Source organism: Nocardioides sp. YJ-D4 (assembly GCF_054031495.1).
In genome coordinates this window covers 4263891-4277882 of the sequence record NZ_CM132932.1, presented here as the reverse complement: position 1 = coordinate 4277882, position 13992 = coordinate 4263891, and the positions used below count along the sequence as shown (strand labels likewise).

The following is a 13992-nucleotide window of genomic DNA, read 5'->3' as shown; positions in this document are numbered from 1 at the left end:
TCGGTCATGCCGGACGACCCTCGAGCGGGTCGGCGCCGTCACGCAGGATCCCGTGTTCTCCGAGCCGCGGCGCACCCCGCCGATGCCTGAGGATCTCGCCGTCGATGCGGATGGGGCTCCGCGTGGTCGTCAGCGTCACCGATGCGCCGCCCGGCTCCGGAGCCGACCGCTCGACCTGCTGGGTCATCTCGAGCGCGGCGAACTCCGGCGAAGCGAGCAGCTCCTCGAGGGTGAGCACCGGCGCGAACCACTCGCTGCTCCCATGCTGAGCAGGCAGCGCGTCCAGCCAGGCGGCTGTGGTGTCACGGCCGAGGGCGGCGGCAATCAGGTCGCTCACCCGGTCGGGGTCCTTCTCCCACAACCCGGTAGCCGCGAGCTGGGCAAGCTCGGCGTCGCCCAGCGTGGTCGCGAGCTCGTCGAGGGGCGCGCCTGTCAGCGCGACGTAGCCGTCCTTGGTGGCGAAGATCCCGCTGGGGGTCCAGGCGGACATCGGACGAGGCGAGCGCGCCAGGTCCTCGCCCTCGGGTCGCGTCAGGAGCGTCGCCTGCAGGTCGAGCATGCCCTCGAGCAGGCTGGTCTCCACGAGCCCGCCCCGGCCGGTCCTGGCCCGGCGTACGAGCAGGGCAGTCACGCCTTCGGCGAGGTGGCAGCTCATCAGGTGGTCCGCGAGGGAGAGCCCGACAGTCATGGGCCGGTCCGCACCGGCGAGCCACGTCGCCCCCGACACCGCCTGGGCCAGGAGGTCCTGGCCGGGTCGGCTCACCCAGGGTCCGGCGTCGCCGTAGCCCGAGGCGCTCGCATAGACGAGCCCCGGGTTGAGCTCGCGCACGCTCGCGTAGTCGAGGCCGATGCGCTCCATGACCCCGGGCCGGAAGTTCTCGATGATGACGTCGGCGCGAGCGACGAGGTCCTTCACCCGAGCCAGGTCCGCCGGGTCCTTGAGGTCGGCGACGACCGCCTCCTTGTTGCGGTTCATCGCATGGAACGAGAGCGTGTCCCCCGCCGCCGAGCGACCTGCGAACGCGAGCGTACGGCCGATCTCGCCGGTGTGCGGCCGCTCGATCTTGATCACCCGCGCCCCCAGGTCGGCCAGCCGAAGCGCTGCGACCGGACCCGCCAGGAACTGGCTGAAGTCCAGGACAACGGTCCCGGCGAGAGGCAGATCCTCCGGTTGCATCGCCACTCCCCCTCGCGCGATCAATCGTTTGCGCAATGGTACGGCCCGGGTGATGCCGAGAGCAAGCAGCGCCGAGACGTCAGCTACGTCGGACGAGACGTCAGTTAGGGCGGGCGAGACGTCAGTTAGGGCGGGCGAGTTGGCACGGCGCTGCCGCCTCGATCGACGCGGGCGACGTCTCGGCCGACGCGGCCGACGCCTCGGCCGACGCGGCCGACGCCTCGGCTGGGGTCAGAGGTGCAGGGCGCCGTCGATGCGACGTGGCGTGCCGGTGTGTCCGTCGCGCAACTCCTCGGGCAACAGCTCCTGCGGCGCGTCCTGCCACACCATCGGGCGCAGGAAGCGGCGCACGGCGGAGACACCGACCGAGGTGTGCAGGGTGTTGGTGGACGGCCACGGTCCACCGTGGTGCTGCGCCCAGGAGACACGTACGCCGGTGGGGAAGCCGTTGAAGACCAGGCGGCCGGCGATCGGGGCGACCGCCTCGACGAGTCGCCGGGTCAGCGCGGACTCGTCGGGCTCGGAGTGGAGGGAGACAGTGAGCGATCCGGGCACCTGACTCAGGGCGGCGAGCAGGTCGGCCTCGTCGGCGTACCTCACCACGACGGCGGCGGGGCCGAAGCACTCCTCGAGTACCTCCGCGAGTCCCGCCGAGCCGGTGACCAGGAGTCCAGCGGCAGCCCATGCGGGCGCGCTCTGCTCCTGCGCCGTCACGGCTGCGGTGACGCCGGGAGCCGACGCGAGTCGGCCGAGGATCTCGCGGTAGGAGCTCGCTATGCCGACGTTGAGCAGCGGCTGCGCACCCGACTCGGCCAGGATCGCGGCCAGTGCCTCGACCACCGCGTCGCCGGCTTCTCCGACCGGCACGAACACCAGTCCCGGCTTGGTGCACAGCTGCCCGGCCGACCCGGTGATCGAGGCCGCGAGGCCCTCGGCGATGGCCGTCCCGCGGGCCGCCGCGGCACCGGGAGTGACGACGAGCGGGTTGAGACTCCCGAGCTCGCCGTAGAACGGGATCGGCTCGGGGCGTGCGTTGACCAGGTCGAGCAGTGCGCGGCCGCCTGCGGGCGAGCCGGTGAAGCCGACCGCCTTGATGAGTGGATGGACGACCAGGTCGGCCCCGGCCTGGCGACCCTGGACCAGCCCGACCGTGCCAGGCGGCAGCCCGAGGTCCTCGACCGCGGCCCGGAGCGCGTCGAAGGCGAGCTGGGAGGTCAGCGGGTGCGACTCGTGCGCCTTGACCACGACCGGGCACCCGGCCGCGAGCGCGGACGCGGTGTCGCCGCCCGGCACCGAGAAGGCGAGCGGGAAGTTGCTGGCGCCGAAGACGGCGACCGGGCCGAGCGGCACGAGCATGCGGCGTACGTCGGGGGCAGGCCCGAGCGGTGTCTGGCCGGCGTGGTCGATCGCGGCCTCGAGGAAGCTGCCCTCCCGGACGGCCTCGGCGAAGAGGCGCAGCTGGAAGCTGGTGCGGCCGACCTCACCCTCCAAGCGAGGCCGGGTCAGCCCAGTCTCCGACATCGCGGTCTCGACGAGCTGGGCGCGGTTCTCCTCGAGCCGGTCGGCCATCGCCTCGAGCAGGCCGGCGCGCCCCTCGCGACCCAGGGCCGCCAGCGCGGGCACAGCGAGATGTGCCTCCGCGACGATCCGGTCGACCTCCTCGGTGGTGGTGGCCTGCAGCCCGGTCGGGATCTCCTCACCGCTGGCGGGGTTGCGAGAGAACAGGACGGTCACAACAGGTTCCTTCCGGCGAGGTTGCGCATCAGGTCGGCGACGCCGAAGTCCCACGGCGCGCACTCCTCGCTCGCCCGGACGCGGTTGACGAGAGTGCCGAGCTCGGGCGCGGAGATCCGGACGACGTCGCCCGAGTGGTGGGTGAACCCCATGCCGGGCTCGTCTCGGTCGTCGGAAGGCGCGAACATGGTGCCGAGCAGCAGCACGGCCCCGTCGGGGTACTGGTGGTGCGGGCCGACCAGCTGGCGCACTAGATCCGCGGGGTCGCGGCTGATCGCACGCATCGACGAGGTGCCCACCATCTCGAAGTCGTCCTCGCCACGCACCTCGAGCGAGACGGTCATCGCGCGCACGTCGTCGAGCATGAAGCCGTCGTCGAAGAGTCGTACGAACGGGCCGATGGCACAGGCGGCGTTGTTGTCCTTCGCCTTGGGCAGCAGGAGCGCCGAGCGGCCCTCGACGTCGCGCAGGTTGACGTCGTTGCCGAGGGTGGCGCCGACGATCCGGCCGTCGGAGGCGACGACCAGCGCCACCTCGGGCTCGGGATTGTTCCAGCGCGACGCGGCCAGCACCCCGACCTCGGCGCCGGTGCCGACCGCGGACAGCGGCTGGGCCTTGGTGAAGATCTCGGCGTCGGGTCCGATGCCGACCTCGAGGTACTGGCTCCACATGCCACGCTCGCGCAGCACCTCCTTGAGCCGCTGCGCCTCCGCCGAGCCGGGAACCAGCTCGTCGAGCCCGCCGCCGATCGCCGCGGTGATCTCGGCGCGCACCGTGGCCGCGGCGTCGGCCTCACCCCGAGCGCGCTCCTCGATGAGCCGCTCCAGCATCGAGACCACGAAGGTCACCCCGGCGGCCTTGATCGCCTGCAGGTCGACCGGCGCGAGCAGCCAGGGGCGGGCGGCGTCGCGGCCCTCCGGCGGCGTGTTGGCGAGCAGGTCGGCCACCGTGGCCAGCGGCTCGCCGGGCACATCGGCCAGCGCGGCGGCGGGGTCGCTCTGCTCGCAGAGGTCGCGCACCGTCGCGTACGTCCCGCTCACGTCGTACGCCCTGCCATCCCGCACCACGACGACGCTCGGGCCTCCTGCCTGCGGGTCCCAGACGCGCCCCACGAGCGTCGGGACGGCGCCGTCGGTGGGCAGGGTGGCGGCCAGGTCGGGCCCCCAGTCGGTGGTGACTGTCATCGGTGGTCCTCCGGTCAGGCTCGTACGAATCGGGGTGCGCGCTTCTCGGCGAACGCCGCACGGCCCTCGGCGGCGTCGGCGGTCGCGAAACACACGGTCTGGATGTCGCGCTCGTAGGTGACCGCCTGCTCCAGAGGCATGTTGGCGGCAGCAGCGAGGTTGGCCTTCGCGGTCTCGACCGCGATCGGAGCACGGCTCGCGATGGTCTCGGCGAGCTCGAGGGCGCGCGGCAGGAGCGCGTCGGGCTCGAGCACCTCACTGACCAGGCCCCAGGCGAGCGCCTGCAGAGCGTCGATCGGATCGCCGGTCATCAGCATCACCGCCGCGTTGCTCGGGCCGATCGAGCGGCCCAGCAGCGCCGACATGCCGCCACCGCCGATCCAGCCGAGCTTCACCTCGGCGGCCGCGAGCTTCGCGGTGGTCGACGCCAGCCGGATGTCGCAGATCAGCGCGGTCTCCAGCCCGCCGCCGAGGGCGTACCCGTTGACGGCGGCGATGATCGGCTTGCGCAGCACCTTGAGCGAGTCGCAGTAGTCCTCCCGGTTGCGGAAGGCCCACGGGCTGGCGTACTTGTCGAGCTCGGCGATGTCCGAGCCCGCGCAGAAGGCGCGGTCGCCGGCGCCGGTGAGCACCACGACCCGAATCTCGTCGGCGTCGTTGCACCACCGCGCCAGCGCGACGAGCGCATCCGACATCTCCTGGGTGACGGCGTTGAGCTTGGCGGGCCGGTTGAGGGTGATCACCCCGACGTGGCCGCGCTGCTCGAACAGCACCTCCGGGCAGGTCGACTCAGGTGCGGTCATCGGGCAGCTCCTTCCTGGTTCGCGCGGCCGAGGGCGGCCAGGTGGTGGTCGTCGATCCGAGACAGGGCAGCGGCGATGCTGATCGAGCCGGACAGGGCCTCGCGCACGACCTCGGCCGCCTCGGTCTGAAACGTCACGTAGCCCGGATGACGGGGCCGGACCCAGGCCCGCTCGAGGGTCTCCAGGGTGCCGCGATAGAAGTCGCCCACCGGCTCGTTCACCGCCGGCGAGGTCCACGCGGCGCGTGCCGACGGCTGGCCGGAGTGTGCCGGGATGAAGTCCTCCTGCACCGGCCCCGACATGAGGTGGCGTACGTGGTCGAGCAGCTCAGGCGTGACCGCGCACCGTGCGGTGATGGCCAGGCCGGTCCCGCCGAGGGTGGAACCGGGCCTCGTACCAGGCGCCAGCGTGGGCGCGTCGGTGAAGCGCGCCGGACGGTCGAGCGTGGTGTCGGCGTAGGTGACGTAGCCGTAGACGAGCGGCACGTGGGCGATCGTGTCGCCCTCGGTCATCTCGGCGAGCAGTCCGATCGGGTCGAGGTCCAGGGTATGGCGCGGCGCCCGGGAGGCGAGGTCGGCCATCAGCTCGAGGGCCTGGCGTCCGACCTCGTCGGAGACGAAGCCTTGCGCGCCCCCTGGCTCCTCCCCCAGCGCGACGCAGACCGAGGAGAAGGTCAGGAGCGCGTGCGGGCCCGCGACGGAGAGCGCGACCGGCGCCCGCCGGGACAGCGCGGCGACCTCCGCCCACAGCCCCGGGACGACATCCACGAGGTCCGCGCGCGTCGCGGCGACCTGCGTCGCGGCGTCGAGAGGCACCGCCCACAGCCGCCCGTCCATGACGTACGACGCCAGGCTGGGGCCCACGGCCGCGTCCGCCCACGCCGCCACCTGATCGTGACCGACGAGGTCGTCGAACGGCCGCAGGCAGTCCTGTGCGAGGGCGTCGCCGAGGTGGGGATGGTCGAGGACGACGAGGTCGTAGTCGGCGGCGATCTCCTCGATCGGGGTGGACTCGAAACCGCTGAGCGGGTGGACGTCCCAGGTCAGGCCCAGGCCGCTCGCCTCGGCCGCCGCGACCAGGGCATCCCGGCCGCGCGGGTGGTCCCAGGTCAGGCCACGGAAGGTCGGCAGGGTCATCAGACCGGCTGCTCTGGACGGGTCTCGGCGACCACGCCGTCGGCGGTCAGCGCCGCGATCTCCTCGCCGCTGAAGCCGGCCTCTGCGAGCAGCTCGCCGGTGTGCTCCCCGACCAGGGGAGCGCCCCGCTCGATCGAGGCCGGGGTACGGGAGAAGGCGTACGGGAATCCGGGGGTCGTGACCCGGCCCTCGGTGGGGTGGTCGTACTCGACGAAGGTCCCGTTGTGCTTGATCTGCGGGTCCTCGACCAGGGCCGCGTAGTCCTGGACCGGGCCGCACCAGATGCCGGCGGCGCCAAGAGCGTCGAGCCACTCGGCCGTCGTACGCAGCACCAGCCTGTCCGCCGTGCGGCGATGGACCTCGTCCCGGTGGCTCCAGCCGTGCACCTCCGAGCTCATCTCGGCGAACGCGGGCTCGTCGATGACCTTGCCCAGCGTCGGCAGGTCGGGCATGGCGAGGGCGAGGAAGCCGTCCGCCGTCTTGAACGTGCCGTACGGCGCCCGGATGTAGACGTGCGCGTGCGGCTCCGCGCTGCGCTGCTGGGGCACCTTGCCGGCCACGAACACCGACAGCTCCTGCATCTGCAAGGTGGTGATCGCGTCCAGCATGTTCACCTTCACCAGCTGCCCCTCGCCCGTACGCTCGCGGTGGAGCAGCGCCGCCAGGACCGCCTCGAACGCCGTGGAGGCGGTGACGGCGTCGACGAGGTACTGCCCCGCCGGCTGCGGCGGCTCGCCGTGGCGACCGGTCGAGAGCATCGCGCCGCTGCGGGCCTGCAGCAGCAGGTCCTGTCCGGGCTGGTCGACATCGGGGCCGTCCTCGCCGTAGCCGGACATCGAGACGTAGACCAGACGCGGGTTGATCGCCGAGAGCGTCGCGTAGTCGACGCCGAGCCGCTCAGCGACTCCCGGTCGATAGTTCTGCAGGAAAACATCTGCCGTCTCAACCATCCGCAGCAGAACGTCCTTGCCGGCATCGGCCTTGAGGTCGACGGCCAGCGAGCGCTTGTTGCGGTTGAGGGAGAGGAAGGAGACGTTGATCTGGTTGCCCTGCGCGCCGCCGGCCGCAGCGTGGCGCTGCCACTCGCCGGTGACCGGCTCGACCTTGACGACGTCGGCGCCCAGGTCACCCAGCCGCTGAGCGGCGAACGGACCGGCCATGGCGATCGAGCAGTCGAGGACGCGGTAGCCCTCGAGGATGCGGGGTGTGGTGGTCATCGGTCTTCCTTGCGTCGATGGGCTGGCTGGTCAGTCGGGCTGGCTGGTCAGTCGGGCTGGTCGCCGAGTGCGCGGATCGCGGCGCGAGATGCCCGGACGGCCTCTGCACCGTCGAGCACGCGGATCGTGGTGGAGTAGCTGCGCGTCTCACCGTGCTCGAGCCAGGTCATCGAGCCGTCCTCACGGGCGGCGGCATCGCCGGCGACGGCGTGCGTCGACGGCTCCAGGCCGATGGCGTACTGGCCGCTGCGGAGGTTCTGCCACTCGAAGAAGTGCGGCATCGTGGCGGAGTCCCAGGAGACCTCGACGCCGAGGGTCTCGTCGCCGCGGACCAGCGCGACCCGGTGGCGCCCGTCGCCCTCGGCGACGAGCGTGTGCTCGTGGACCTGCTCGACGAACCGCGGCTGCGGCCCGGGGAGGGTGCGGTAGGAGACGCCCTGCTCGGCGACCGAGTCGGAGCGCCACGGCGTCTCGCTGATCGCCGCGACGAACTCCGTGCCCGCGTCGACCAGCGGCCAGCCGAAGTTGAGGTGGTAGAGGAACATGTGCGGCGTCGGGTCGAAGCCGAGGTTGTCGACGACGTCGTGGAGACGGATCTCGAGCCCGTCGAAGTCGGCCTCGATCGTGCGGGTCAAGCGCAGGTGCTCGCCGAACGAAGTCGCCTGGACGACCTCGCCGCGCACCCGCAGCACCCAACGCTCGCCGTCCCACACCTCGCCGGCTTCGAGCAGGCGGCCGGGGATCGCGGTGAGCCGGCCGTGCAGGCCGTGGTTGACCGTCTGCTTGGGCGGATAGTTGTACGGAGTCGCATCCACGTCACCACCGAAGAGCGTGTGGTCGAGGCCGCCGGAGACCAGCAGGCCGTCGAGGGCGCGCAGCCAGGACAGACCGCCCTCGTCGTGGTGCTCGTGCAGCCCCGGATGGCGGAAGCCGTTGCCGCTGCGCCACCCGAAGGGCACGCCCCGCAGCCGGGCCGCGCCGAGGTCGAGCGCCCGGTCGACCAGCACCTCGACCTCGAGCCCGGCTGAGGTGCGCAGCTGCACCGCACGTACGCCGCGCTCGGAGCCGTTGTCGAGGACGACCTGGCGTACTCCTGCGACGGACTCGGTGTCGCCGGTGCGCTCGCGCAGCTCCCGCGGCGTGAGTCGGTGTCCGAAGATGTCCAGGTTGTTGTCGAGATCGCTCATTGCATGTTCCATCCGCCGTCGACGTTCAGGGTCTGTCCGGTCATGAAGGACGCGTCGGGCCCGACCAGGAAGGCGACCACCGCCGCCAGCTCATCGGGTCGGCCGCGCCGCTTGAGGGACTGGTGGTCCAGCACGTAGGCCGTGTAGGCCTCTGGGTCCTCGTGGATCTCCTCGGCCTTGGTCGGGAAAGCGCCCGGGGCGACCGCGTTGACCCGGATGCCCTGCGGGCCGAGCTCGCGCGCGAGCGCCCGGGTCAGCGCCACCGCCGCTCCCTTGGTCGAGACGTAGCTGGCGAGCTTGTCCCAGCCGCCGGAGAAGGTGATCGAGCCGATGTTGACGATCGAGCCGGTCCCCCGCGGCGCCATCAGCCGGGCGGCTGCCTGGGCGGCGACGAAGTACGCCCGCTGGTTGACCGCCACCACGTCGTCGTACTCGCTGACCGGGATGTCCAGGAACGGCGTGGCCGGGTAGATCGCGGCATTGTTGAGCAGCACCTCGAGCGGCCCCAGCTCTCGCTCGGCCTCCTCCAGGGCGGCGACCAGGGCAGCGGCGTCGCGGACGTCCACGGGCAGGGTGGCCTGCCGGCCCCCGGTCGCCTCGACCTCGGCCGCCGTGGAGGTCAGAGCGTCACCCGCCAGATCGAGCAGGGCGAGCGAGAAGCCCTCCTGCCCGAGGCGTACGGCGCTGGCGCGGCCGAGCGAGCCACCCGCTCCGGTCACCACGGCACAACCGCGGGTCGGGGTCTGGGACGTCATCTGGCTGGTCCTTTCGTGGGGGCAGGTCAGCGCGGAGCGGGGCCCTGCGGGCGCGGGTGAAGGGAGGGCTTGCGCACGAGCCTGCGACCGGCCCGCTCCGGACGTACGTGGGGGCCGCCGTGGCGTCCCCAGTCGGCGGCCTGGTTCATGTGCTCGATCGCCGCCTCGTCGACGACCAGGCCGAGACCGGGGAGGTCGCCGAGAACCAGGTGCCCGTCCTCGATCTCCTGGTCGGACTCGATGCCGAAGGGCAGATGCAGGTCCTGCACCTCCAGGGAGAGGTGGTTGGGGACGACCGTGGCTGCGTGGGCGATCGGATTGGCGTTGTAGCCGACCGGACTCACCGGCAGGTCGAAGGCGAGCGCGAGGGCGGCCACGCGCAGGAAGTGGCTGATCCCCCACACGCTTCCGGTCTGCACCACGTCGACCGCATTGGCCTGCAGCAGCGGCCGGAACTGCTCGAGCCCGGTGAGGTTCTCCCCGGTCGCGACGGCCGCACGCACCGACTGGGAGACGCGAGTCAGGCCGTCGACGTCCCACCGGCGCACCGGCTCCTCGACCCAGGCGAGGTCGACCGACTCCTCGAGACGGCCGATGTGGCGTACCGCCTCCTTGCGCGACCAGGACTCGTTGGCGTCGAGCATCAGCGCGGGCGCGGCGCCCGTCCGGTCGTGGAAGACGTCGCTCACCAGGTGGAGGCGCCGCAGGTCGGCTTCGACGTCGAGCCCGCCCTTGATCTTGACGGCCGTGAAGCCACGGTCGGCGAACCTGGTCTGGAGCGCGGCCAGCTCCTCGTCGGTCAGCGGCCCGTCCAGCCCGGAGGCGTACGCCGGCACGACCCGGTCGCGCCCGCCGAGCAGGCGCCACAGCGGCTGACCGGCCGCCTTGGCCTTGAGATCCCACAGCGCCATGTCGAGTGCGCCGATCGCCCCGAACACCGCACCGCCGTGCCCGGACTTGAAGACCCACGACAGCATCCGGTCGTAGAGCGCCTGCACGGCAACCGGGTCCTCGCCCTCGAGAGCAGGGAAGACCACGTCGAGGCCCTGGTGGTGGCCGAGCCCGATGCCCTCGAGTCCCGAGTCGGTGGTGAGCACGACGATCGGAACGGCCGTCTTGCCCGATCCGACAGCGCCGTTGACGTCGCCGATAGGGCGGCCCCAGTCGTGCACGGTCGTCAGCGTGCGATAGCCCGTGATGCGCATGGTTCGGCGGCCCCTTAACTCTTTCATGGAGTCCGTGAATCATCAGACATCATTTGTATGTTGTCAACTGTTTGATGGGTTGCGCGGGGTCGCGCGCTCGTCGGGGCACGGCTGGTCAACCGCCCGTGCCCCGAGGAGGAAGGCGGCCAGGTAGGACCCCGCTGGATCGACCTACGAGGTCAGCTGGGGGTGCCGACGAACACGCGGCCCATGGCGAAGATGCCGTGCTGAGGGATCCAGAAGTCGCCGAGGCGCGCCTGCTGCGGAAGCGGCGCCGGCTGACCCGCATCCACGCCGTTGATCGTCGCCGCCGCGTCGACGACTCGCCAGATGCGAAGCGGGTTGGCGTCGAACGGGAGACCGTTCGCCGTGAGCCCGGTCATCGAGACCTTGCCGACCCCGAGAGTTGCCGACGCCATGGCGCCCATCGCCCTGAGCATCGCGGTCGAGCGCCAGGCCGCCATCGGCATCCCGCCACCCATCGCGTTCATCACTCGCGTCATCGGCGACGCCGCCAGCGTGAGATGCCAGTCCACCCGTCCCTCGGCCGTCACGCGCAGCTGCGTCGGCCCATCCCAGGTCACGTCGATCGGGACGACCACCGACTCCTGGACACCATGGCCGAACCACCGCGAGCACGCGAACTGCGGCTGCGCCGACTCGTAGAAGTGCCAGGAGCCGTCCGGCTCACGGTGCCAGATGGAGGTGAACCGCTCCCCCACGGACGATGCCGTCCACCGCCGCAGCCCCAGCACATGTCCCGTCTCGAAGGTCTGCCCCATCACGCCGTACCCGGCGACGCGCTCCTCCGACCCCGGCGGCAGCCGCGGGTGCCGCTCGGACTCCTCGGCGTACTCGCGCGGTGGCCTCATCTTCACAGGCTAGACCCCTTCAGGCCGCGCCGTCCCTTCCGAAGACCGCGAGTCTGCGGTAGCCCGCATCCTCGGGAACACAACGCCCCGCAGCGCAAGCACGCGTCGAAGCCGCGCGACCTCCCTCCTCGTGGCCCGCTTGGCGATACACAGCCAACGCTGTCACGGGGAAGCCTGATCAGCGCCTCAGATGGCGATCTCCGGTCGCACCCGCTTGGGCGTCCAGACCCGTTGCCGGCGGGCGCCGTAGCTGGTCAGCAGCAGTGCTCCGACGAGGAAGGCGGCCAGGACGAGGGCGTCGGCGACGACCCGCCCCGAGAGCCCGCCGTACATCAGCTGGCGCAGCCCGTCGACGGCGTAGCTCATCGGCAGTACGTGGTGGAGCGGGTGCAGCGGCCCGGGAATGGTCTGCCAGGGGAACGTGCCCCCGGCGGTGACGAGCTGGACGACCATCAGGACCAGGCCGAGGAACTGGCCCGGCGCACCGAGGAGCGCGTTGAGCATGTGCACGATGGCGACGAAGGTCGCCGAGGTGAGCAGCAGGAATCCGAACGTACCCAGCCAGTTCACCGGGGTGATGTCGACGGCGAGACCGACGACCACGAGCACGACGGCCATCTGCGCGGCACCGATGAGCGCCGGGGTGAGCCAGCCGCCGAGTGCGATTCGTAGCGGGGTCTGGTTGGCGGCCAGCGCGCGGGTCGAGATCGGCCGGACGAGCAGGAAGAGGACGTACCCGCCGATCCATGCCCCCAGAGCGAGGAAGAACGGTGCCAGCCCGGCGCCGTACGAGGACGCCTTCGCCTCGGAGACCGAGTCGATGGCGACCGGGTCGGCGATGGTCGAGGCGATCCGGTCGCGCAGCTCCTCGTTGGTGGCGGGCGCCTGCGCGGCGCCGTCCTGCAGCCCCTTCTTCAGGTCACCGGCGCCGGTGGCGAGCTGAGCGGCACCGTCACGCAGCTTGGTCGCTCCGGTGCTGAGCTCGCCGGCGCCGTCGGCAGCCTGGGAGATCCCGGCGACCAGATCGGGCATCGCGGAAGCCAGCTGCTCGTTGCCGTCCGCCACCTGGTCGGCACCGGCGGCGAGCTGGTCGAGCTGGCCGGAGACGTCGCCGACGCGCTGGTCGACGCGGTCGAGCGGCGCGGAGCCGCGGTCGTAGACGGCCAGCACCTCGGCTCGCTGCTGCTCATCGAGCCCCTGCGCCTGGAGCCGGGCGTCGAGGTCGTCCCGGTTCGACTCGTAGGCGGCGACGGCGTCGTCGACGGCGGTCGCCGCTCGCTGCCCCGTGGCGGCGATCTCGCCGTTGGCGTCGGCGACCTTGCGGGCACCGGTGGCGAGCTCGCGCGTCTTGCTGGGCAGGTCGGCGACCTTGCCCTCGATGGTGTTCAGTCCGTTCTCGAGGTCGCCGGCTCCGGTGGCCAGCTTCCCGGCTCCGTCGCGGAGCGTGCCCGCGCCCTTCTCCAGCTTCGCGGCGCCGTCGGCGGCCTTCACCAGACCCGAGCGGAGGTCGGAGATGCCGAGCAGGAAGTTGGCCGCGGCCTGCTCGGAGACCTCGCTGGCGATGGCGTCGCGGACCTTGTCGGTGACGTTGGTCGCGATCGTGGTGGACAGGTAGGAGTTGGCGTCGTTGGTGATGACCTGGATCTGCGCCTGCTTCGGGTCGAGCCGCTCCGCGCCGGTCAGCGTGCGGGAGAACCCCTCCGGGATCCGCAGGGCGAAGTAGTAGTCGCCCTCCCGGATGTCCTTCTCCGCCGTTTCCGCGGAGACCTCCGACCAGTCGAAGTCGCCCGACTTCAGGAGCTTGTCGGCGACATCGCGCCCCGCGTCGATCTTCGTGCCGTCGGTCGTGGTGGCCCCGGTGTCCTCCACGATGAGCGCCGCCGGGAGCTCGTCGAAGTGAGCGTAGGGATCGTGGTTGGCGTACAGGTAGAGCCCGGCGTAGAGCGTGGGGACGAGGACGAGCGCCACGATGACGAGCTTCGCCAGCCGCCCGGCCGTGATCCGGCGCAGCTCGGTCAGGGCGATACGCAGCGAGTTCATGCTTCCTCCGTCGGACCGATGGTGAACGTACGCACGCCGGCGGGGATGGTGACCGCACGACTCGCAGTGACCAGGACACCGGGCCGGCTCTCGGAGCCGGCGAGGTCGTCGGCGATGTCGAGCCATTGCGCGGCCGGCAGGCCGAGGCGCTCAGGGTAGGTGAGGACGAGGAAGCGGGTCCCGGGCCGCAGCAGCGCCATCCGCGCGAGGATCTCCAGGCGCGGCACCGGCGGGACCGCCTCCGTGGTGATGCCGGACGCGAGGGCGTACTCACCCAGCCAGCCGTCGATGGCTGCCGCACTCGGCTTCTGCTTCGCCATGGCGAGCTCCTCGCCGAGGATCGTACGGAACGGCACCATCTCGTCGGGCTCGGAGACCCCCGGCACGTCGACCAGCGCCACCGCGGCCTGCAGGACCCGCGGCGACGCGTCACCGTCCAGCTCCACCCTGCCCGCGTCCAGCCGGAGCCGCCCGGCAAGTGCCAGGGCCAGCGACGTGTGCCCGCCTCCCGGAGGGCCGACGGCCACCGCGACCTCTCCCCCGCGCAGCGTCAACGACGTGGTCGGGAGCAGATCCCGAGCCCCCTGCCGAACACGTACGCCGAGGGCTCGCAGCCTCGTCTTCTCCTCGTCGACCGCGTCCTCGCTCATGGCCAAACCCTGTCACCAAATGTCGGCAAAGA

12 protein-coding genes are annotated in these 13992 nt (G+C 71.7%); all 12 read right to left on the bottom strand.

Annotated elements, in window-relative coordinates; genetic code table 11:
- Positions 1-4: 4 nt before the first annotated feature.
- A complete protein-coding gene (locus ACW14X_RS20565; RefSeq protein WP_160027472.1) occupies positions 5-1177 on the bottom strand; it encodes a CoA transferase in 1173 nt (390 codons plus the stop codon).
- Positions 1178-1408: 231 nt separating this feature from the next.
- Positions 1409-2911 carry an aldehyde dehydrogenase (NADP(+)) gene (locus ACW14X_RS20560; RefSeq protein ID WP_457163109.1) on the bottom strand — a complete coding sequence of 501 codons (1503 nt, stop codon included), beginning with the start codon at positions 2909-2911 and terminating at the stop codon, positions 1409-1411.
- On the bottom strand, positions 2908-4095 hold the full coding sequence (locus ACW14X_RS20555) for a fumarylacetoacetate hydrolase family protein (RefSeq protein WP_457163108.1): 1188 nt from the start codon (positions 4093-4095) through the stop codon (positions 2908-2910). Before ACW14X_RS20555 ends, ACW14X_RS20560 begins: the two co-directional genes overlap by 4 nt.
- 14 nt (positions 4096-4109) lie before the next feature.
- Positions 4110-4898 (bottom strand): enoyl-CoA hydratase/isomerase family protein, encoded by a 789-nt coding sequence (locus ACW14X_RS20550; protein ID WP_457163107.1) that lies wholly within the window; start codon positions 4896-4898, stop codon positions 4110-4112.
- Positions 4895-6034, bottom strand: coding sequence for a hypothetical protein (locus tag ACW14X_RS20545; RefSeq protein WP_457163106.1), 1140 nt, complete (start codon positions 6032-6034; stop codon positions 4895-4897). The genes ACW14X_RS20550 and ACW14X_RS20545 overlap by 4 nt, the downstream gene beginning before the upstream one ends.
- Positions 6034-7251: a CaiB/BaiF CoA transferase family protein gene (locus ACW14X_RS20540; protein ID WP_457163105.1), complete on the bottom strand. Its 1218-nt coding sequence runs from the start codon at positions 7249-7251 to the stop codon at positions 6034-6036. The genes ACW14X_RS20545 and ACW14X_RS20540 overlap by 1 nt, the downstream gene beginning before the upstream one ends.
- Before the next feature lie 47 nt (positions 7252-7298).
- Entirely contained in the window at positions 7299-8438 is a 1140-nt protein-coding gene (locus ACW14X_RS20535) for an aldose 1-epimerase family protein (RefSeq protein ID WP_457163104.1), read from the bottom strand.
- Positions 8435-9193 (bottom strand): SDR family NAD(P)-dependent oxidoreductase, encoded by a 759-nt coding sequence (locus tag ACW14X_RS20530; protein ID WP_457163103.1) that lies wholly within the window; start codon positions 9191-9193, stop codon positions 8435-8437. The genes ACW14X_RS20535 and ACW14X_RS20530 overlap by 4 nt, the downstream gene beginning before the upstream one ends.
- 26 nt (positions 9194-9219) lie before the next feature.
- Positions 9220-10398 carry a mandelate racemase/muconate lactonizing enzyme family protein gene (locus ACW14X_RS20525; protein WP_457163102.1) on the bottom strand — a complete coding sequence of 393 codons (1179 nt, stop codon included), beginning with the start codon at positions 10396-10398 and terminating at the stop codon, positions 9220-9222.
- 179 nt (positions 10399-10577) lie between these two features.
- Entirely contained in the window at positions 10578-11270 is a 693-nt protein-coding gene (locus ACW14X_RS20520) for a hypothetical protein (protein ID WP_457163101.1), read from the bottom strand.
- Between the two features lie 186 nt (positions 11271-11456).
- On the bottom strand, positions 11457-13310 hold the full coding sequence (locus tag ACW14X_RS20515) for a YhgE/Pip family protein (protein ID WP_457163100.1): 1854 nt from the start codon (positions 13308-13310) through the stop codon (positions 11457-11459).
- Positions 13307-13960, bottom strand: coding sequence for a hypothetical protein (locus tag ACW14X_RS20510; protein WP_457163099.1), 654 nt, complete (start codon positions 13958-13960; stop codon positions 13307-13309). The genes ACW14X_RS20515 and ACW14X_RS20510 overlap by 4 nt, the downstream gene beginning before the upstream one ends.
- Positions 13961-13992 lie beyond the last annotated feature (32 nt).